This is a genomic window from Bacillus sp. T3 (genome assembly GCF_033449965.1).
Taxonomy (GTDB): Bacteria; Bacillota; Bacilli; order Bacillales; family Cytobacillaceae; genus Bacillus_BU.
This window is the reverse complement of sequence record NZ_CP137761.1, coordinates 3,584,512-3,604,625: the sequence shown is the minus strand read 5'-3', so window position 1 is coordinate 3,604,625 and position 20,114 is coordinate 3,584,512. Positions and strand designations below refer to the sequence as shown.

The window sequence follows — 20,114 nt, the reverse complement described above, 5'->3', positions numbered from 1 at the left end:
ATTCGAAATGAATGTTTCAGCAAATTTAAAAACAATCCAGCAGCAAATAGACAATGCTTGCGTCAAATCTGGTCGTGATGCTTCTGAAATCACGATAATTGCTGTGACCAAGTATGTTAGCATTGCACGAGCCCAAGAAGCCCTAGATGCAGGAATTCATCATTTGGGAGAAAATCGTGATGATGGATTATTAAATAAGTGGAATGTATTGCAGGACAAGCCTACTTGGCATTTCATCGGAACTTTACAAACTAGAAAAGTTAAAAATATTATTGATAAGGTAGACTATATTCATTCAGTTGACCGAATATCATTAGCAGCAGAAATAAGTAAACGCTCAAAAAAGAAAATCAATTGTTTTGTACAAGTTAACGTTTCGGGTGAAGAATCAAAGCATGGATTAGAACCTAACCAGGTAATCGAATTTGTCCAACAACTAGGCGAGTTTCCTAATATCATCGTGGCCGGGTTGATGACGATGGCTCCTAATATTGATGACGAAGACATTTTGCGGAATTGCTTCCGCAAATTAAGAATACTTCGGACTGAAATACAAGCCATTGGACTAGAGTATGCCCCTTGTCATGAATTATCAATGGGAATGAGCAATGATTACGAAATAGCTGTTGAAGAGGGTGCAACCATGGTCCGTATCGGAACCGCACTCGTAGGAAATGAAGCAGAGGAGGTGCACAGGGATGAGCATAAAATCGAAAATTAAAACCTTCTTTTTTTTAGATGAGGAAGAAGATGATTATGAGGAAAAATACGTCCAAGAGGAACCTGAACCTAGACGAGAATATAAGGAATATAAGCAGCCTCAGCCAGTATCCAAACAAAATGTAGTCAGTCTGCAAAGTATTCAAAAATCTTCAAAGCTTGTCTTATGTGAGCCTCGAGTGTATGCTGAAGCTCAGGAGATAGCAGACCACTTAAAAAACCGTCGTTCTGTTGTTGTAAATCTGCAGCGTAGTGATGCCGGCCACGCGCGTCAAATTGTTGACTTTTTAAGCGGTACGGTCTATGCCATTGGTGGCGAAATCCAAAAAATTGGTAACGAAATCTTTCTTTGTACTCCGGACAACGTAGAAGTCTCCGGAAATATTACCGAATTTCTTCAAGAACACGACTTTCAAAATTCGAGGTGAGTTTTAAATGGATTTTTTGTTTAGCATATTAATACAAGTAATTCAGTTGTATTCCTGGGCATTGATTATTTATATTTTAATGTCATGGTTTCCAAATGCACGTGAAACGGGAATCGGCCGCATCCTAACAAATATTTGTGAGCCGTATTTAGATCCGTTTCGTCGAATTATTCCTCCACTTGGAATGATTGATATTTCGCCAATTGTGGCAATTTTAGTGCTTAACTTCGCAACTAGAGGTCTACACTTTTTGGCAAATATGATCTAATCGATAAAGGCTCTTTTTGTTTAAAATAAAATGAGCCTTTTTTATTTTAGATTATCTAGCAGAAAGGCAGTATTTTTTATGAACATCTACCAACATTTTCGGCCAGAAGAACGAGATTTTATCGATCAAGTTGTAGATTGGAAATACAATGTTGAAAGTACTTATACACCAAAGTTGACCGATTTCTTAGATCCTCGTGAGCAACAAATTGTCAAAACGATTATTGGTGAACATGGAGAAGTAAAAGTGGCCTTTTTTGGTGGAGTTGAAAAAGCTGAAAGAAAAAGAGCACTTCTTTCACCTGATTTTTACCAAGAAACAAAAGAGGATTTCCAAATTTCTTTGTTTGAAATTCATTATCCTAGTAAATTTGTCACAATAGAGCATCGCCAAGTGTTAGGAAGCCTAATGTCAATTGGGTTAAAAAGAGGGAAGTTTGGTGACATTCTCTTTCATGGTGATACTGTTCAATTTTTTGCAGCCAAGGAAATTGATGGGTATATTCGAATGGAGTTGCAGTCAATTGGAAGGGCGCAGGTTCGAATTAATGAAATACCATTTGAAAAAGTAGTCAAAGTGGAGGAAGTATGGCAGGACCTTTCAATGACCTGTTCATCACTTCGCCTCGATGTTTTAGTCTCTACTGCGTATCCATTATCGCGGCAAAAAGCACAGGTTATTATTGGACAAGGCCTGGTTAAAGTTAATTGGACAGTGATTGAATCTTCTTCATTCGAATGTGGTGAAGGTGATACTTTATCGGTCCGCGGCTTTGGCCGTGTTAAGATTGATTCAATCGAAGGAAAGACAAAAAAGGACAAATGGCGAATTATAGCGAAACAGCAAAAATAAATTATTGGATTTAGCAGGATTATAAAAGGGATTGTCGAATACATGGTTATACATACGAGTCTTGATTTGGAGGTGGCGTTATGCCGTTAACACCGTTAGATATACACAATAAAGAATTCAGCAAGGGATTTCGAGGCTATGATGAGGATGAGGTAAACGAATTCCTTGATCAGGTTATTAAAGATTATGAATTGTTGATCCGTGAGAAAAAGGAATTAGAAGAAAAATTAAAAGATCAAACAGAAAGATTGGGGCATTTCTCTAGTATTGAGGAAACCCTTAACAAGTCGATTGTAATTGCTCAAGAAGCTGGGGAAGAAGTACGTAGAAATGCGCAAAAGGAAGCAAAATTAATCATCAAGGAAGCAGAAAAAAATGCTGATCGGATTGTTAATGAATCGCTTACAAAGGCAAGAAAAATTGCCTTGGAAATAGAAGATCTTAAGAAGCAATCAAAGGTATTCAGAACTCGCTTTAAAATGCTGATTGAAGCACAGCTTGATTTATTAAGCAATGATGATTGGGATCATTTACTCCAATATGAGTTAGATGCATCTGAATTGAAGGCAGCTGAAGAAGATTCATTAGCATAACTTGACGAACGAATTATAAATCGCATATAATGCATAACAATAGAACCTTAAATAAGAATGACGATGATAGGGACAGTACGTTTTTTCAACATGCTTTTAAAGCGACTTAGGGATGGTGTAAGCCTAGGAAAGCCGAAAATTCGAAAAATCACCCTTGAGTTCCAGGTTGAACACTATTTTTGATAGGTAAAGTAAACTTTGGCGTGAATTCACGATACGAATAACTAGAGGACAGAGCTATCATATGCTTTGTCAATTAGGGTGGTACCGCGGGAAAACCTTCTCGTCCCTTCATCAGGGATGAAAAGGTTTTTTTTGTTGTCATTTTGTATTTACAAAGTTGATTGGAGCGAAAGGTGCGAGACTCCTGCGGGAGCAGTGGGACAGGTGAGACCCCACAGGCGCTATGCGCCGAGGAGGCTCACCGCCCGCCCCGCGGAAAGTGAGCACCTGCAGCGGAAATCAACAACTAACTTTAAAACAACCAAAAATAAATTCCATAGGAGGAAATGAAATGGATTATAAAGATACGTTATTGATGCCACAAACGGAATTTCCGATGCGTGGGAATCTTCCAAAGCGTGAGCCTGACATGCAGGCACAATGGGAAGAAATGAATATTTATCAGCAAGTCCAAGAAAGAACGAAAGGGAGACCAATGTTTGTATTGCACGATGGTCCTCCATATGCCAACGGTGACATCCACATGGGCCATGCATTAAATAAAATCCTCAAGGATTTCATCGTTCGCTACAAATCAATGAGCGGATTCCATGCACCATATGTTCCGGGTTGGGATACACACGGTTTACCAATTGAGCAGGCTTTAACAAACAAAGGAGTTAAACGGAAGGAAATGACCGTTGCTGAATTCCGTAAACTTTGTGAGCAATATGCTTATGAACAAGTGAACAATCAACGCGTCCAGTTTAAACGTCTAGGTGTTCGTGCTGACTGGGATAATCCATATATTACTTTAAAGCCTGAATATGAAGCACAGCAAATCAAAGTGTTTGGCGAGATGGCGAAAAAAGGCTACATCTATAAAGGTCTGAAGCCTGTTTATTGGTCACCGTCAAGTGAGTCAGCCTTAGCAGAAGCAGAAATCGAATATCAGGATAAGCGTTCTGCCTCTATTTATGTTGCCTTTAACGTGAAAGATGGAAAAAATGTATTAGATACCGATACAAAAATCGTTATCTGGACTACAACTCCATGGACTATTCCGGCCAACCTTGGAATTTCTGTTCATCCAGAATTAACGTATGTTGTCGTTGAAGAAGGCGGAAGCAAATACGTTGTGGCTGAAGCATTATTAGAAGCTGTTACTAGTGAAGTTGGCTGGGAAAATCCAACGGTCGTCAAAAAGGTTAAAGGAAGCGAATTGGAATACATTATCGCCCTTCATCCAATTTATGGTCGTGAATCACTGGTCATGCTTGGCGAGCACGTAACAACTGATGCAGGTACTGGTTGTGTACACACAGCACCTGGTCACGGTGAAGACGATTTCCATGTTGGTCAAAAGTATGGCTTAGATGTATTAAATCCAGTAGATGATAAGGGGCACATGACACATGAGGCTCCAGGCTTTGAAGGGTTATTTTATGAAAATGCCAATAAGCCAATTACGGAAAAGCTAGAAGAAAATGGAGCGCTATTAAAGTTATCCTTTATTACTCACTCTTATCCGCATGACTGGAGAACAAAGAAACCTGTCATTTTCCGTGCGACTGCACAGTGGTTTGCTTCTATTAAAGATTTCCGTAACGAGCTTCTAGAAGCTGTTAAGGAAACAAAGTGGGTACCTGAATGGGGCGAAACACGTTTGTTTAACATGGTTCGCGATCGTGGTGACTGGTGTATTTCCCGTCAACGTGCATGGGGTGTACCAATTCCAGTATTCTATGCTGAAAATGGTGAAGCGATTATTACAGACGAAACGATCAATCATGTTTCAGGACTGTTCCGTGAGAACGGATCAAATATTTGGTTTGAGCGGGAAGCGGTAGAGCTATTACCTGAAGGATTTACGCATCCGGGTAGTCCAAATGGTGAATTTACGAAAGAAACGGATATCATGGATGTATGGTTTGATTCTGGATCTTCTCACCAAGCTGTTTTAGAAGAGCGTGATGATCTTCAGCGTCCAGCCGATCTTTATTTAGAAGGATCTGACCAATATCGCGGTTGGTTTAATTCATCACTTTCAACAGGTGTTGCTGTAACAGGCAAGGCACCGTATAAAGGTGTTCTCAGCCATGGATTTGCGCTAGATGGTGAAGGAAGAAAAATGAGTAAATCAATTGGTAACGTGGTTATTCCGGCCAAGGTTATGCAACAGCTTGGTGCCGATATCCTCCGTTTATGGGTCGCTTCTGTTGACTATCAAGCGGATGTGCGCGTTTCCGATGCGATTTTAAAACAAGTAGCTGAAGTCTATCGTAAAATTCGTAATACATTCCGTTTCTTATTAGGAAACCTTGCTGATTTTAACGCTGATAGTGACGCTGTTGCTTTTGAACAACTTCGTGAAGTTGATCAGTTTATGCTAGTGAAGCTTAACAATGTCATTAAATCCGTTCGTGAATCGTATGAGAACTATGAATTTGCAACAATTTATCATGCAGTAAATAATTTCTGCACATTAGATTTGAGCTCATTCTATTTAGATTTCGCGAAAGACGTTTTATATATTGAAGCGAGCAACAACCTCGAGCGTCGTAGTATTCAAACAGTATTACACGAGTGCTTAATTGCCTTGGTGAAGCTTGTTACACCAATTCTTCCACATACTGCAGATGAGGTTTGGTCTTATATCCCAACCGCAAAGGAAGCTAGTGTACAATTGACAGATCTCCCAGAGTACCAGGAGTTACCAAATGCCAAAGGGCTTGAAGATAAATGGTCTTCATTCATGAAGCTTCGTGATGATGTATTAAAAGCACTTGAAGAAGCTCGTAATGAAAAGGTAATCGGAAAATCATTAACGGCTAAAGTCACTCTTTATGTTAATGAATCAACACGGGAATTGCTTGATTCGATCGATGAAAGCTTAACGCAATTATTCATCGTTTCAGGCTTTGAAGTGGCTGGAACTTATGGTGATGCGCCTGAAATTGCTTTGAAGCTAGAGCATGCGGCAATTGTTATTTCTAAAGCAGATGGTGAAACTTGCGAACGTTGTTGGACGGTTACTCCTGAAGTTGGAAAAGTTGCAGAGCACCCAACACTTTGTACACGCTGCGCTAATGTAGTTAAGGAAAATTATTAAGCGTTTTTTACGGGCTAACTCAATTATGGGTTAGCCTTTTTTTGTTGTTGGCAGTCTTAACACTAATACATCTTCATCCCACACAGGTACTTTCTTTATTTATCCACTTCCACTAATCTTTGTGCCATTTGACAATTGTTTAAACGTGTGCTCACCTCCGTTAGGGTCATAATATAATCAACAAAATCATCGGAGGTATAGATATGGAAGCGACATTAGATTTAGCAAAGCTTTATACCGAACTCCGTAAATCAAGCAAGGAATTACAGAATCGTTTAAACGTCAACACTGGTTCACCTACACTACAATCCCTTATAATGGAAGAAATTCAAGATGTCGAAAATGCAATCCAAAAAATCACACTAGGGAATTACGGAAAATGTGAAATCTCGGGCGAACAAATCCCTTTTGATTTTTTAAAAGTTATGCCAACCATTAAGACAATGGAGGACATCGACGGACTCCACCATTTTTATCGTAAACCGATCACTTATAATGTCTCACTGTAGAAGAATCATTATCGTTTTTTGCTAGAGTATGCTAAAATGCAAAGGTATATATTTGTGTAGACTTGGAGGTACCTTTGTGTTTTATTACATAATTGCTTTGTTTGTTATTTTCCTCGACCAACTTACCAAGTGGTTAATCGTTAAAAATCTCAAGATTGGGGAAAGTATAGAGATAATCGAAAACTTTCTTTATATCACCTCCCATCGAAATCGTGGTGCAGCGTGGGGCATATTACAGGGGCAAATGTGGTTTTTCTATGCGATTACCATCGTTGTCATTGTTGCGATTGTAATTTATATCCAAAAGGCAGTAAAAGGGAAGTGGTTGATGGGAGTTTCGCTCGGACTAATGCTTGGTGGTGCGATTGGAAACTTTATTGACCGTGTAGTTCGAAAAGAAGTTGTCGATTTTATCAATACTTATATTTTCGGGTATGATTTCCCGGTATTTAATATAGCCGATTCTGCGTTAGTAATTGGTGTTATTTTGTTAATGATTCAAATGTTAAAAGAAGAAAGTGAAGCAAAAAGGAGTAAATAATGGAATCCATCACATATATCATCCCTGAAGAACAAAAAAACGATCGTATTGATAAAGTGATTGCGGCGATAAATGCAGAATGGTCCCGCACTCAGGTTCAACAGTGGATTAAAGAAGGCCATGTCCTTGTCAACGGATCAGCAGTAAAAACGAACTATAAATGTCATATTGGAGATGAATTAACCGTTTCCATCCCTGAGCCGGAAAATCTAGATGTAGAAGCCGAAGAAATGAATCTCGATATTTACTATGAGGACCAGGATGTATTGGTTGTGAATAAGCCTCGTGGAATGGTAGTACACCCTGCTCCCGGTCATTTAAGTGGCACACTAGTAAATGGCCTGATGGCTCATTGTAAGGATTTATCAGGAATAAACGGTGTTCTACGCCCTGGGTATTGTGCATAGAATTGATAAGGATACGTCAGGGCTTTTAATGGTTGCAAAAAATGATCTCGCTCATGAGAGCCTAGTGAATCAATTAGTAAATAAAACGGTCGTACGGAAATACAAAGCCATTGTACATGGAAACATCCCACATGAATTCGGGACGATTGATGCTCCTATCGGAAGAGACACGAAGGATAGACAAAGCATGACTGTTGTGGATAATGGAAAGCATGCAGTGACCCATTTTCATGTTTTGGAGCGTCTCGGTGAATTCACCTTTATTGAGTGTCAATTAGAAACAGGAAGAACTCATCAAATTCGTGTTCATATGAAATACATTGGCTATCCATTAGCGGGGGACCCGAAATATGGGCCGAAAAAGACAATTGACCTCGATGGGCAAGCGCTTCATGCTGGTGTGCTTGGATTTGAGCATCCGCGAACAGGCGAGCATTTAGAATTCGAAGCACCACTTCCTTCAGAATTCGAAATAATTTTAGACCAACTTCGAAATAATCGTTGACAAAAATCGACTTTTAATTTAATCTAACAATAGCTAAATGAACCTTTAATACAGTCCCGTGAGGCTGAGAAGGAAACGGATTTCCTCGTTGGAAGATTTATGAAATCATCTAACGGCAGGAATGTCTTTATGTGTACACACACAACCCTCTCACTTTTACGGTGAGAGGGTTTTTTACTTTCAATTGGAAAGGGGGACATCAACATTGAGCCAAAAAGCAATTGTTTTGGATGAACAAGCAATACGCAGAGCACTTACACGAATAGCCCACGAAATTATTGAAAGAAATAAAGGAATTAAAAATTGCGTCATCGTTGGAATTAGGACTAGAGGGATTTATTTAGCAAATCGATTAAGTGAACGGATCGAACAAATCGAAGGCACAAAAGTTCCTGTAGGTGAAATTGATATTACATTATATCGTGATGATTTGACAAAAATAACAGTAGACGAACAGCCTCTTGTAAAAGGAAATAACATCCCGATTGATATAAACAATCAAATCGTGATTTTAGTGGATGATGTTTTGTTTACTGGCAGAACGGTCAGAGCTGCAATTGATGCAGTAATTGACATCGGTCGTCCAGCATCTGTTCAACTGGCTGTATTGGTGGATCGAGGACATCGAGAATTACCGATTCGAGCGGATTACGTAGGAAAAAACATTCCCACTTCAAGCTCTGAAAAAATTGTAGTTGAATTAACAGAAGTTGATGAAACAGATCAGGTAAGTATTTACGACAAATAAATTAACCCTTTTAAATGCAGTCCTGTGAGGCTGGCGAAAGGGGGGATGGCAAACATGCTACTAGTATGTCGCCAAAGCTATTTACCCTCTTTTGCCTTCGGTGAAAGAGGGTTATTATTTAAGGAGAGAGATTATGAATAAACCAGCATTAGATATCAATGAAGTACCATCACCAGGAAAATGGTTAACATTAAGTCTCCAGCACTTATTTGCAATGTTTGGCGCAACCATCCTTGTTCCATACTTAGTTGGATTGAGCCCTTCAATTGCCCTTATCTCAAGTGGTCTCGGTACAATCGCCTTTTTGATTATTACGAAATGGCAGGTACCAGCTTATCTTGGTTCATCGTTTGCTTTTATCGCTCCAGTTATTGCAGCCAAAGCGAGCGGCGGTCCTGGCGGTGCGATGATCGGAACATTCTTAGCCGGTCTAGTTTATGGTTTGGTATCCTTAGTGATTTACAAAGCAGGTTACCGATGGATTATGAATTTACTTCCACCAGTTGTAGTAGGACCGATTATCGTTGTTATCGGTTTAGCATTATCTGGGACAGCGGTTGGTATGGCGATGAATAACGCTAAAGGCGAATACAGCTTACTTTACTTTTCAATCGCGCTTGTCACTTTAGCAGCAACGATTATTTGCTCGATTTACATGAAAGGGATGTTAAGCTTAATCCCAATCCTATTCGGAATTATTGTTGGTTATGTTTATGCGCTAGCTGTCGGAGTTGTTGATTTTTCACCAGTAAGAGAAGCAAAATGGTTGGAAATGCCAGACTTCATCTTCCCATTTGTTGATTATAAAGTAAAAGTTACATTAGATCTTGTTCTGCTAATGGTACCGGTTGCGATTGTAACATTGTCAGAGCATATCGGACACCAGTTAGTTCTAAGTAAAGTTGTTGGTCGTGATTATATTAAAAACCCAGGTCTTCACCGCTCGATTTTAGGAGATGGTATGGCGACCATGATTTCCGGTTTAATCGGTGGTCCGCCAAAAACAACCTATGGAGAAAACATTGGCGTCCTCGCGATTACAAAGGTTTATAGTGTGTATGTATTATTCGGTGCAGCTGTCATTGCTACAATCTTCGGGTTTGTTGGCAAAATAACAGCATTGATCTCAACGATACCGACCCTGGTTATGGGTGGAGTTTCGATCCTATTATTCGGAATTATTGCTTCATCAGGCTTAAGAATGCTCGTTGACAGCAAAGTGGATTTTGGAAACAATCGTAACTTAATGATTTCCTCTGTCATCCTAGTTATCGGAATTGGCGGTGCGTTTATTAAAGTAAGTGATGACTTCCAAATCCAAGGAATGGCACTTGCTGCCATCATTGGTGTGTTACTCAACCTAGTTCTTCCTGGAAGAGAACCGATGAAAGAAGATATGTTTGAAACAGAAAAAAATGATGTTGCATAATTAAACCTTTTAATTAGGTCCAGAGAGACTTACAAGGGTGTTAATTTCAAGGAGATAAGAGCTGAATCATTCTCTTATCTTCGCTGAGATTTTATTTTGACACCCAGATTATCTTAAAATCTGGGTGTTTTTTTATAAAGATTTTGGTGACCTAAAAATTTTTCAATACCAAGGAGATGGGTGTAAATGAGTCATTTACTTACAACTACGGAGCTATCAACCGAGGACATAAGACAAATATTAAGTGATGCACAGCTCTTTGCCGAAGGAAAACAGTGGACACCACAGAAAACTACATATGTGGCTAATTTGTTTTTTGAACCGAGCACGAGAACGAAAAGCAGCTTCGAAATGGCTGAACGAAAGCTTGGATTACAGGTAATTCCGTTTGAAGCAGGTCGCTCAAGTGTATTAAAAGGGGAAACATTGTACGATACAGTCCGCACGTTAGAATCTATTGGCCTTGACGCAGTCGTGATTCGCCACGAGCAAGATAATTACTTTAATGAGTTAAAAAATAAATTTAATCTTTCCATCGTTAATGCGGGGGATGGCTGCGGTCATCATCCAACCCAATCGCTCTTGGATCTTTTAACGATACAACAGGAATTCGGAAAATTCGAAGGCTTAAAGGTAGCAATTATAGGGGATATTCGCCACAGCCGTGTTGCAAGATCAAATGCAGATGCATTAGTTCGCCTTGGAGCACAGGTTGTTTTCTCAGGGCCTGAGGCTTGGTTTGACGAAGAAATGCCACATGGGTGTATAATGGAACCGATAGACCGTGCGATTTCGACATCAGACGTCGTTATGTTACTTAGAATTCAACATGAGCGTCATAATGAGACAGAAACTGCAGATCTCAATGAATATCATCTTCAATATGGTCTAACGGTTGAAAGAGAACAAAGGATGAAGCAAGGAAGTATTATCATGCATCCAGCACCAGTTAATCGAGGTGTGGAAATTGCAGATTGCCTAGTTGAATGCGAAAAGTCCAGAATCTTCAAGCAAATGGAGAATGGAGTTTATGTTCGGATGGCAGTGTTAAAACGGGTTATTGAAACATCACAAGGGGGTAGTGAGAATGTCAATCATCATCAGAAATGGCCAGTTGCTAACTGAGAGTGGAGAACAAATTCAAGCAGAACTTTACATTGAAAATGGAAAAATTGTCGAGATAAATAAAGAGATTACTAGGGATGCAGATGAAGTAATTGATGGAGCTGGACTTCTAATTGCACCAGGATTTATTGACCTGCACGTTCACCTTCGTGAGCCAGGGGGAGAGAAAAAGGAAACAATTGAAACTGGAACAAAGGCTGCTGCTCGAGGTGGGTTTACAACACTTGCGGCAATGCCAAATACAAGACCTGTTCCAGATTCAAAAGAACAATTAGGCTGGTTAAACAACCGAATTCAGGAAACAGCTGCTGTTCGGGTTTTACCCTATGCTTCCATTTCTATTAGGGAGCTAGGTAAAGAACTTACTAATTTTGAAGAATTGAAAGAAGCCGGTGCATTTGCATTCACCGACGATGGTGTTGGGATTCAGGAAGCAGGAATGATGCTTGAGGCAATGAAAAAAGCAGCACAGCTTAACATGGCGATTGTCGCTCATTGTGAAGATAATTCATTAATCAATAAAGGCTGTGTACATGAAGGGGAATTTTCAAAAGCTAATGGTCTAAACGGTATTCCATCTGTTTGTGAATCGGTCCAAATTGCCCGTGATGTATTATTAGCTGAAGCAGCAAACTGTCACTATCATGTTTGTCATATCAGCACAAAGGAATCTGTGCGTACGGTAAGAGATGCAAAGCGTGCCGGAATTAAAGTCACAGCAGAAGTAACGCCTCACCATCTTCTGTTAAGTGAAGAGGATATCCCGGGGTTGGATCCAAACTTTAAGATGAATCCACCGCTTCGTGGTATTGGAGACAAAATGGCTCTGATTGAGGGGTTACTAGATGGAACGATTGACTTCATTGCAACCGACCATGCACCACATACTGCGGAAGAAAAGAACGCAGGAATGCAGCTGGCACCATTCGGAATCGTTGGACTTGAAACAGCATTCCCGCTAATGTATACACATTTTGTTGAAACAGGAATTTTAACACTAAAACAACTAATTGATTTCTTAACCATAAAGCCTGCAGAACCTTTTGATCTTCCGTTTGGAAAAATCGAAGTAGGGGCAACAGCAGACATTGTGTTACTTGACTTACAGCATGAAGAAAAAATCGATTCAACCAATTTTCTTTCTAAAGGAAAAAATACACCATTTGACGGTTGGAATTGTAAGGGTTGGCCAGTGCTAACTATCGTTGAAGGAAAAATCGTTTGGAAAAAGGAGACGGTGAAGCTATGAAAAGACAATTGATACTTGAAGACGGAACGATCATGATTGGGGAAGGTTTTGGAAGTGATACCGACACAATTGGAGAGGTCGTTTTTAACACAGGGATGACAGGTTATCAGGAAATCTTATCGGATCCATCCTATTGTGGACAAATTGTTACCCTCACCTATCCGTTAATTGGAAACTATGGAATTAATCGAGATGATTTTGAATCGATTCAACCAGCTATCAAAGGCTTTATCGTTAAGGAAGCAACTGATTTCCCATCAAACTGGCGAAATGAAATGCCGATTGATCAGTATTTTAAAATCAAAAACATTCCAGGGATTGCCGGTATCGATACAAGAAAATTAACAAGAATCATTCGTAATCATGGTACATTAAAGGGTGCTATCTGCAGTATCGAAGAAGATGCAGAAAAAATAGTCGAAATGTTAAGAGAAAAGCCTCTCCAAACGGATCAGGTGAAAAAAGTTTCTACAGTTGCACCTTACGCTAGCCCAGGTAGAGGAAATCGTGTCGTGTTAGTGGATTTCGGGATGAAGCACGGTATCTTAAGAGAATTAAACCATCGTGATTGTGATGTGATTGTCGTACCATACCACTTTTCAGCAGAACAAATTCTACAATTAAGCCCTGATGGTGTGATGCTTTCGAACGGACCTGGGGATCCAAAGAGTGTACCTGAAGCGAAGGAAATGATCGCTGGTCTAATTGGTAAGGTTCCGCTTTTCGGAATTTGTTTAGGGCATCAATTATTCGCACTATCATGTGGAGCAAACACAGAAAAAATGAAGTTTGGTCATCGTGGTTCAAACCATCCAGTAAAAGACCTACTTACAGGCAAAGTCGCATTAACTTCACAAAACCACGGTTATACAGTGGAAGAAGATTCGATTTCTGGAACAAATTTAGAAGTGACTCATATTGCACTTAACGATGGAACAGTCGAAGGGTTAAAGCACAAAGAATACCCTGCCTTCACTGTCCAATTCCATCCTGAGGCTTCACCAGGACCAGAAGATACAAATGGATTATTTGATCGTTTCATCAGTATGATTGAACAACACAAACAAGAGAACGGGAGAGTGCTAAATAATGCCTAAACGTACCGATATTAATAGTATTTTAGTAATTGGGTCTGGACCGATTATCATCGGCCAAGCCGCTGAATTCGACTATGCGGGAACGCAAGCTTGTATGGCACTAAAGGAAGAAGGGTACCGTGTCATTCTTGTTAACTCAAACCCAGCAACGATCATGACGGATACGGAGATTGCTGACGCTGTCTACATCGAACCGTTAACGGTTGAATTTATCTCTCGAGTCATCCGCAAAGAACGTCCAGATGCACTTGTACCAACATTAGGTGGGCAAACAGGCTTAAACCTAGCAGTACAATTAGCTGAGTCTGGCATCTTAGATGAACTCAATGTCGAAATTTTAGGAACGAAATTATCAGCCATTAAACAAGCAGAAGACCGCGAGTTGTTCAGGGACTTAATGAACGAGCTTGGTGAGCCAGTCCCTGAAAGTGATATCATTCATAGCTTAGAAGAAGCTTACCGCTTTGTAGATGTGGTGGGCTACCCAATCATTGTTCGTCCAGCTTATACGCTTGGAGGAACTGGTGGCGGGATTTGCCACAATGAAGCAGAATTAATTGAAATCGTTACGAGCGGATTAAAAAATAGCCCAGGTAAATCAATGCTTACTTGAAAAGAGCATTGCAGGCTTCAAGGAAATTGAATACGAAGTGATGCGTGATGCGAATGACAGTGCCATTGTTGTTTGTAACATGGAAAATATCGATCCAGTCGGAATTCATACTGGTGACTCCATTGTTGTCGCACCTAGCCAAACGCTAAGTGACCGTGAGTACCAATTATTAAGAAATGTATCGTTAAAAATTATTCGTGCGCTTGGAATCGAAGGTGGTTGTAACGTTCAGCTAGCTCTTGATCCAGATAGCTTTAACTACTATATTATCGAAGTAAATCCACGTGTTAGCCGCTCATCTGCTCTAGCATCTAAAGCAACGGGCTATCCAATTGCGAAGCTCGCTGCAAAAATTGCCGTCGGTCTTACTCTTGATGAAATGATGAACCCGGTAACTGGAAAAACGTATGCATGCTTTGAGCCGGCTCTGGATTACATCGTAACAAAAATTCCACGCTGGCCATTTGATAAATTTGAATCTGCAAACCGCTTGCTTGGTACGCAAATGAAGGCAACTGGTGAGGTTATGGCGATTGGTCGTACCTTTGAAGAATCGTTATTAAAAGCAATCCGTTCATTAGAGGCAAAAATCTATCACTTCGAGCTTAAAGAAGCAGACCAAATGAGTGATGAATTAATTGAAAAACGAATCCGTAAAGCAGGAGATGAGCGACTATTCTATCTTGCTGAAGCACTTAAACGCGGAGTAACGATTGAAACGATTCATGAATGGTCTAAAATTGACCTATTTTTCCTCAAAAAATTTGAAGGAATCATTCAATTTGACGCGGTTGTCGAGCAGAACGCCTTTGATGTAGAAGTAACCAGAAAAGCAAAAGAAATGGGTTACTCCGATAAAACCTTAGCTGCAAAATGGAATGCGAAAGAAATAGATGTGTATAACTGGAGAACTCAACAAGCTGGAATCGTTCCTGTTTATAAAACTGTTGATACGTGTGCAGCGGAGTTTGAATCGGAAACACCCTACTTCTATGGAACCTATGAAGAAGAAAATGAATCACTAGTAACTGATCGCAAAAGCGTAATCGTCCTAGGCTCTGGGCCAATCCGCATCGGTCAAGGGATTGAGTTTGATTATTCAACTGTTCATGCCGTATGGGCCATCAAGGAAGCAGGTTATGAAGCAATCATTATTAACAACAACCCTGAGACAGTTTCAACCGACTTTAGTATTTCAGATAAGCTTTACTTTGAGCCATTAACGATTGAAGATGTTATGCACATTATCGATTTGGAAAAGCCTGAAGGCGTTATTGTTCAATTCGGTGGTCAAACAGCGATTAATCTTGCAGGTCAATTAGTGGAAAGAGGAGTTAAGATTTTAGGAACTACATTAGAAAATCTTGACCGAACTGAAGACCGTAATCAATTTGAAAGTGCTCTATCGCAGCTTGGCATTCCACAGCCTAAAGGGAAAACGGCTTTAACGGTTGAAGAAGCGGTTGCGGTTGCGACTGAAATCGGTTATCCGGTTCTTGTTCGTCCTTCATATGTACTAGGCGGAAGAGCAATGGAAATCGTAAATAAAGAAGATGAATTAAGATATTACATGAAAAATGCTGTTAAAGAAAATTCTGATCCAATCCTAATTGACCGCTATGTAACAGGAAAAGAAATCGAAGTGGATGCGATTTGTGACGGTAAGGATGTTGTTATCCCTGGAATTATGGAGCATATCGAGCGTGCAGGAGTTCACTCAGGGGATTCAATCGCCGTGTATCCTCCACAAAAAATCTCTGATGGAGTTAAAGCGAAATTAATTGAGTACACAGATAAGCTTGCAAAAGGATTAGGGATTATTGGACTTCTAAATATCCAATACGTGGTAGCTAATGAAGACGTATTCGTTATTGAAGTTAACCCACGTTCTAGTAGAACTGTGCCTTTCCTAAGTAAAATCACAAACGTACCGATGGCTAACGTCGCAACAAAAGTGATTTTAGGTCACAGCCTTGCAAGCCAAGGTTATGAATCTGGCTTAGTTCCTGAGAAGAAAGGTGTATTTGTAAAAGTTCCAGTCTTCTCCTTTGAAAAGCTACGTCGTGTCGACATAACGCTTGGACCTGAAATGAAATCAACAGGGGAAGTTATGGGCAAAGACTTAACCTTTGAAAAAGCATTATACAAAGGCTTTGTTGCTGCGAAAATGAATATTCAAAAAACGGGAACAGTGTTGTTAACGGTAGCCGATAAAGACAAGGCAGAAGCATTACATCTTGCGAAAAGATTTGCGGCCATCGGCTATCAGCTTTTAGCAACAAGTGGTACGGCTACGTATTTACAAGAAAACAGCATTCCAGGTAATGGTTGTCGAAAAAATCGATGCGAGCGATGCAAATCTCCTTGATGTCATTCGCAAAGGCGAAGCACAATTAGTTATCAATACCTTTACACGAGGTAAACAGCCAGAGCGTGATGGCTTCCGCATTCGTCGTGAATCGGTTGAAAATGGAATTCCATGCTTAACCTCACTTGATACAGCAGATGCGATCTTGAGTGTGATTGAATCGATGACATTCTCAGCTGAAGCCATGGAAGGTGCACCTGAGGTCCGAAAGGCGGTCTTAATGTGATCAAAAAAGAGCAATGTACCGTTATAAAACAACAAGAAATTGCCGCAGACGTTTATGAACTAACGTTACAGGGTGAAGTAGTGCTCGAAATGCAGGAACCTGGACAATTTGTTCAGCTGAAGGTTGCCAACGCAATTGATCCATTATTAAGAAGACCAATTAGTATTTCTAATATTGATAAGGAAAATCGTCAATTTACGATGATTTATAGGAAAGAAGCGAAAGGTACGACGCTTCTTTCCCAGAAAAAAGTGGGGAAACCGTCGATGTATTAGGGCCGCTTGGTCACGGATTTCCAGTTGATGCAACTGAGACTGGAGAAACAGCGCTCTTAATTGGCGGAGGTATCGGAGTTCCACCACTTTATGAACTGTCACAGCAATTAGTAAAAAAGGGAGTCAAGGTGATCCATATCCTTGGCTTCCAAACAGAAAATGTCGTGTTTTATGAACAGAAATTTTCCGAATTAGGTGCTACCTATGTGGCGACTGTTGACGGAAGCCATGGTCATCGAGGCTTTGTGACAGATGTCATCACGAGTGAAGGTATTGCGTTTGACACCCTTTATGCCTGCGGTCCTAAACCAATGCTAAAGGCACTTGAAACCAGCTTCCCTAACCAGAAGGTGTACTTGTCACTTGAAGAAAGAATGGGCTGTGGTATTGGCGCATGCTTCGCTTGTGTATGCCATACAGGGGATAATCCAGACGGACATACTTATAAAAAGGTTTGTACAGATGGTCCAGTGTTCAAAGCAGGGGAGGTCGTCATATGAGTTCATTAAACATCGAATTACCAGGTCTGTCTTTGAAAAATCCAGTCATCCCTGCATCGGGCTGCTTTGGCTTTGGAAAAGAATATAGTCAGCTATTTGATTTAGATAAGCTTGGCGCGATTATGATCAAGGCGACAACAAGTGAGCCGCGCTTTGGAAACCCAACACCACGGGTTGCGGAAACAGAAGCAGGAATGCTTAACGCAATCGGCCTGCAAAATCCGGGACTTGAGAAAGTTATGGCGGAGGAGCTCCCATGGTTAGCCCAGCGCTTCTCTGTTCCAATTATTGCGAATGTCGCTGGCTCTAAGGAAGAGGACTATGTTGAAGTAGCACGAAAAATTTCAACAGCACCAAATGTCCATGCGTTAGAATTGAACATTTCCTGTCCAAACGTTAAAACGGGCGGTATTGCCTTTGGTACTTGTCCAGATACAGCAAAGCATTTAACAAAATTGGTGAAGGAAGTTTCAGAGGTTCCAGTGTATGTGAAATTGTCACCAAATGTCACCAATATTGTGGAAATCGCCAAGGCGGTTGAAGCGGGTGGTGCAGATGGAATAACGATGATCAACACATTACTTGGCATGCGCTTGGATCTGAAAACGGCGAAACCAATTTTAGCTAACCGCACAGGTGGATTATCCGGTCCAGCCATTAAACCGGTCGCGATTCGAATGATTCATGATGTCAGTCAAGCGGTTTTGATTCCAATCATCGGTATGGGCGGAATTTCTAGTGCAGAAGATGTAATCGAATTTTTCTATGCTGGAGCAAGTGCTGTGGCAGTTGGGACAGCCAACTTTGTCGACCCATTTGTATGTCCAACCATTATCGATGAATTACCTGATCTATTGAAAAAATTAGGCTATGAACATATTTCAGAATGTACGGGAAGGAGCTGGGGACGCCATGAACAATTCGCTCATCATCGCGCTTGATTTTGCATCGAAGGAGCAGGTATTCCAGTTTCTTAATCGCTTTGAAGGTGAGTCCCTTTTTGTAAAAGTTGGAATGGAATTATTTTATCAAGAAGGTCCGGCGATTATTGCGGAATTAAAGGATAAAAATCATCAAGTATTTCTTGATTTAAAGCTACATGATATTCCTAATACCGTGAACAAGGCAATGAAGGGGTTAGCACGTCTTGGAGCAGATTTGGTCAATGTTCATGCTGCTGGTGGCAGTGACATGATGAAGGCGGCAATTGAAGGACTCGAGGCTGGCACAGCGAGCGGCTTGGTTCGCCCAAACTGTATCGCGGTGACTCAGCTGACAAGCACTTCAGAACTACAAATGCAGAAAGAGCAGCTTATTCCGGTTTCAATTGAGGAATCGGTGCTTCACTATGCAAGTGTGGCGCAAGGGTCGGGAATGGACGGAGTGGTCTGTTCGACCTGGGAAGCAGGAAAAATTCGCTCTTTACTAGGACCGGACTTTTTGACCGTAACACCTGGAATTCGTTTGAATTCTGATGCGACGCAGGATCAAAAACGAATCGCTACTCCTGGAAACGGCTAGACTTGCGGGAGTATCGGCTATTGTTGTGGGACGTCCAATTACACAGGCCGAAGATCCAGTGGCGAGCTATCACATCATCAAGCAAGCATGGGAAGGGGTAAGTTTAACATGAAACGTTTAATTGCCGAAAGATTATTAGAAATTGAAGCTGTAGCATTGCAGCCAAATAACCCATTTACATGGGCTTCAGGTTTGCGTTCACCGATTTATTGTGATAATCGCTTAACTTTATCTTATCCTGAAGTGCGCAAGGAAATCGCGAGTGGTTTGAAAACGTTGATTGAAGAGAATTTTAGTGGTGTTGAGGTTGTTGCTGGAACGGCTACAGCTGGGATCCCACATGCAGCTTGGGTAAGCGATTTGCTTGATTTACCAATGTGCTATGTTCGTTCAAAGCCGAAAGGCCATGGTAAAGGGAACCAGATCGAAGGTCGTGTTTCAGAAGGGCAAAAGGTTGTCGTCGTCGAGGATTTAATTTCAACTGGCGGCAGCGTGATTACAGCAGTAGAAGCGTTACGTGAAGCAGGCTGTGAAGTATTGGGCGTCGTGTCAATCTTTACATACCAGCTCGCTAAGGGTGAAGAGATGCTTGTTGAGGCAGGGGTTAAAGCAGTTTCGTTAACAGATTTTACAACGCTTGCTGAGGTAGCTGCAGCGAAAGGTTATATTGAAGCAGCGGATGCAGAAACACTTGCGGCATGGCGGGTTGATCCAGCTGAATGGGGCAAGCAATTTGCGTAATTTTTGAGTAGATAGAGGAAGAGGATGAACCTGGTTGTGCGGGTTGATCCTCTTTTTTGTTGTATGGAATTTTGTGTTTGGCGAATAAAATTGAGATTTAGGCGAATAAATTTAATTTTCGGCGA

At 40.8% G+C, this 20,114-nt stretch carries 15 protein-coding genes, 4 pseudogenes and 1 other annotated feature; all 19 genes and pseudogenes read left to right on the top strand.

Annotated features, from left to right (window positions below):
* Nucleotides 1-7: 7 nt before the first annotated feature.
* The 19 genes and pseudogenes from RGF10_RS18365 (at nt 8) to pyrE (ending at nt 19,989) form a co-directional block, all read left to right on the top strand.
* Nucleotides 8-721: a YggS family pyridoxal phosphate-dependent enzyme gene (locus RGF10_RS18365; RefSeq protein WP_318504884.1), complete on the top strand. Its 714-nt coding sequence runs from the start codon at nt 8-10 to the stop codon at nt 719-721.
* A complete protein-coding gene (locus RGF10_RS18360; protein ID WP_318504883.1) occupies nt 699-1,148 on the top strand; it encodes a cell division protein SepF in 450 nt (149 codons plus the stop codon). Before RGF10_RS18365 ends, RGF10_RS18360 begins: the two co-directional genes overlap by 23 nt.
* A gap of 7 nt (nt 1,149-1,155) precedes the next feature.
* Nucleotides 1,156-1,416, top strand: a complete 261-nt coding sequence (locus RGF10_RS18355; RefSeq protein ID WP_318504882.1) for a YggT family protein — start codon at nt 1,156-1,158, stop codon at nt 1,414-1,416.
* A gap of 78 nt (nt 1,417-1,494) precedes the next feature.
* Nucleotides 1,495-2,268, top strand: coding sequence for a YlmH family RNA-binding protein (locus RGF10_RS18350; protein ID WP_318504881.1), 774 nt, complete (start codon nt 1,495-1,497; stop codon nt 2,266-2,268).
* Between the two features lie 80 nt (nt 2,269-2,348).
* Nucleotides 2,349-2,861, top strand: coding sequence for a DivIVA domain-containing protein (locus tag RGF10_RS18345; protein WP_318504880.1), 513 nt, complete (start codon nt 2,349-2,351; stop codon nt 2,859-2,861).
* Between the two features lie 54 nt (nt 2,862-2,915).
* Nucleotides 2,916-3,155, top strand: a binding site (T-box leader).
* 220 nt (nt 3,156-3,375) lie between these two features.
* Nucleotides 3,376-6,135, top strand: a complete 2,760-nt coding sequence (ileS, locus tag RGF10_RS18340; RefSeq protein ID WP_318504879.1) for an isoleucine--tRNA ligase — start codon at nt 3,376-3,378, stop codon at nt 6,133-6,135.
* A gap of 203 nt (nt 6,136-6,338) precedes the next feature.
* Complete coding sequence (locus RGF10_RS18335) at nt 6,339-6,644, top strand: hypothetical protein (RefSeq protein ID WP_318504878.1); 306 nt, start codon at nt 6,339-6,341, stop codon at nt 6,642-6,644.
* A 76-nt stretch (nt 6,645-6,720) separates the two neighbouring features.
* The gene (lspA, locus tag RGF10_RS18330) at nt 6,721-7,185 is read left to right on the top strand and encodes a signal peptidase II (protein ID WP_318504877.1); all 465 of its coding nucleotides are present in this window, start codon (nt 6,721-6,723) and stop codon (nt 7,183-7,185) included.
* Nucleotides 7,185-8,097 (top strand): annotated as a pseudogene (locus tag RGF10_RS18325) (RluA family pseudouridine synthase). The gene lspA and the pseudogene RGF10_RS18325 overlap by 1 nt, the downstream one beginning before the upstream one ends.
* A gap of 205 nt (nt 8,098-8,302) precedes the next feature.
* The gene (pyrR, locus tag RGF10_RS18320; protein WP_318504876.1) at nt 8,303-8,845 is read left to right on the top strand and encodes a bifunctional pyr operon transcriptional regulator/uracil phosphoribosyltransferase PyrR; all 543 of its coding nucleotides are present in this window, start codon (nt 8,303-8,305) and stop codon (nt 8,843-8,845) included.
* 133 nt (nt 8,846-8,978) lie between these two features.
* The gene (locus tag RGF10_RS18315; RefSeq protein WP_318504875.1) at nt 8,979-10,274 is read left to right on the top strand and encodes a solute carrier family 23 protein; all 1,296 of its coding nucleotides are present in this window, start codon (nt 8,979-8,981) and stop codon (nt 10,272-10,274) included.
* A gap of 186 nt (nt 10,275-10,460) precedes the next feature.
* Nucleotides 10,461-11,399, top strand: a complete 939-nt coding sequence (locus tag RGF10_RS18310) for an aspartate carbamoyltransferase catalytic subunit (protein WP_318504874.1) — start codon at nt 10,461-10,463, stop codon at nt 11,397-11,399.
* The gene (locus RGF10_RS18305; protein WP_318504873.1) at nt 11,362-12,648 is read left to right on the top strand and encodes a dihydroorotase; all 1,287 of its coding nucleotides are present in this window, start codon (nt 11,362-11,364) and stop codon (nt 12,646-12,648) included. The genes RGF10_RS18310 and RGF10_RS18305 overlap by 38 nt, the downstream gene beginning before the upstream one ends.
* The gene (locus RGF10_RS18300) at nt 12,645-13,745 is read left to right on the top strand and encodes a carbamoyl phosphate synthase small subunit (protein ID WP_318504872.1); all 1,101 of its coding nucleotides are present in this window, start codon (nt 12,645-12,647) and stop codon (nt 13,743-13,745) included. Before RGF10_RS18305 ends, RGF10_RS18300 begins: the two co-directional genes overlap by 4 nt.
* Nucleotides 13,738-16,952: pseudogene (gene carB / locus RGF10_RS18295) on the top strand (carbamoyl-phosphate synthase large subunit). The gene RGF10_RS18300 and the pseudogene carB overlap by 8 nt, the downstream one beginning before the upstream one ends.
* Nucleotides 16,949-17,727: pseudogene (locus RGF10_RS18290) on the top strand (dihydroorotate dehydrogenase electron transfer subunit). The pseudogenes carB and RGF10_RS18290 overlap by 4 nt, the downstream one beginning before the upstream one ends.
* Nucleotides 17,724-18,668 (top strand): dihydroorotate dehydrogenase, encoded by a 945-nt coding sequence (locus tag RGF10_RS18285; protein ID WP_318504871.1) that lies wholly within the window; start codon nt 17,724-17,726, stop codon nt 18,666-18,668. Before RGF10_RS18290 ends, RGF10_RS18285 begins: the two are co-directional and overlap by 4 nt.
* Nucleotides 18,640-19,360 (top strand): annotated as a pseudogene (pyrF, locus tag RGF10_RS18280) (orotidine-5'-phosphate decarboxylase). The gene RGF10_RS18285 and the pseudogene pyrF overlap by 29 nt, the downstream one beginning before the upstream one ends.
* Nucleotides 19,357-19,989 (top strand): orotate phosphoribosyltransferase, encoded by a 633-nt coding sequence (gene pyrE, locus RGF10_RS18275; protein ID WP_318504870.1) that lies wholly within the window; start codon nt 19,357-19,359, stop codon nt 19,987-19,989. The pseudogene pyrF and the gene pyrE overlap by 4 nt, the downstream one beginning before the upstream one ends.
* Nucleotides 19,990-20,114: the final 125 nt, after the last annotated feature.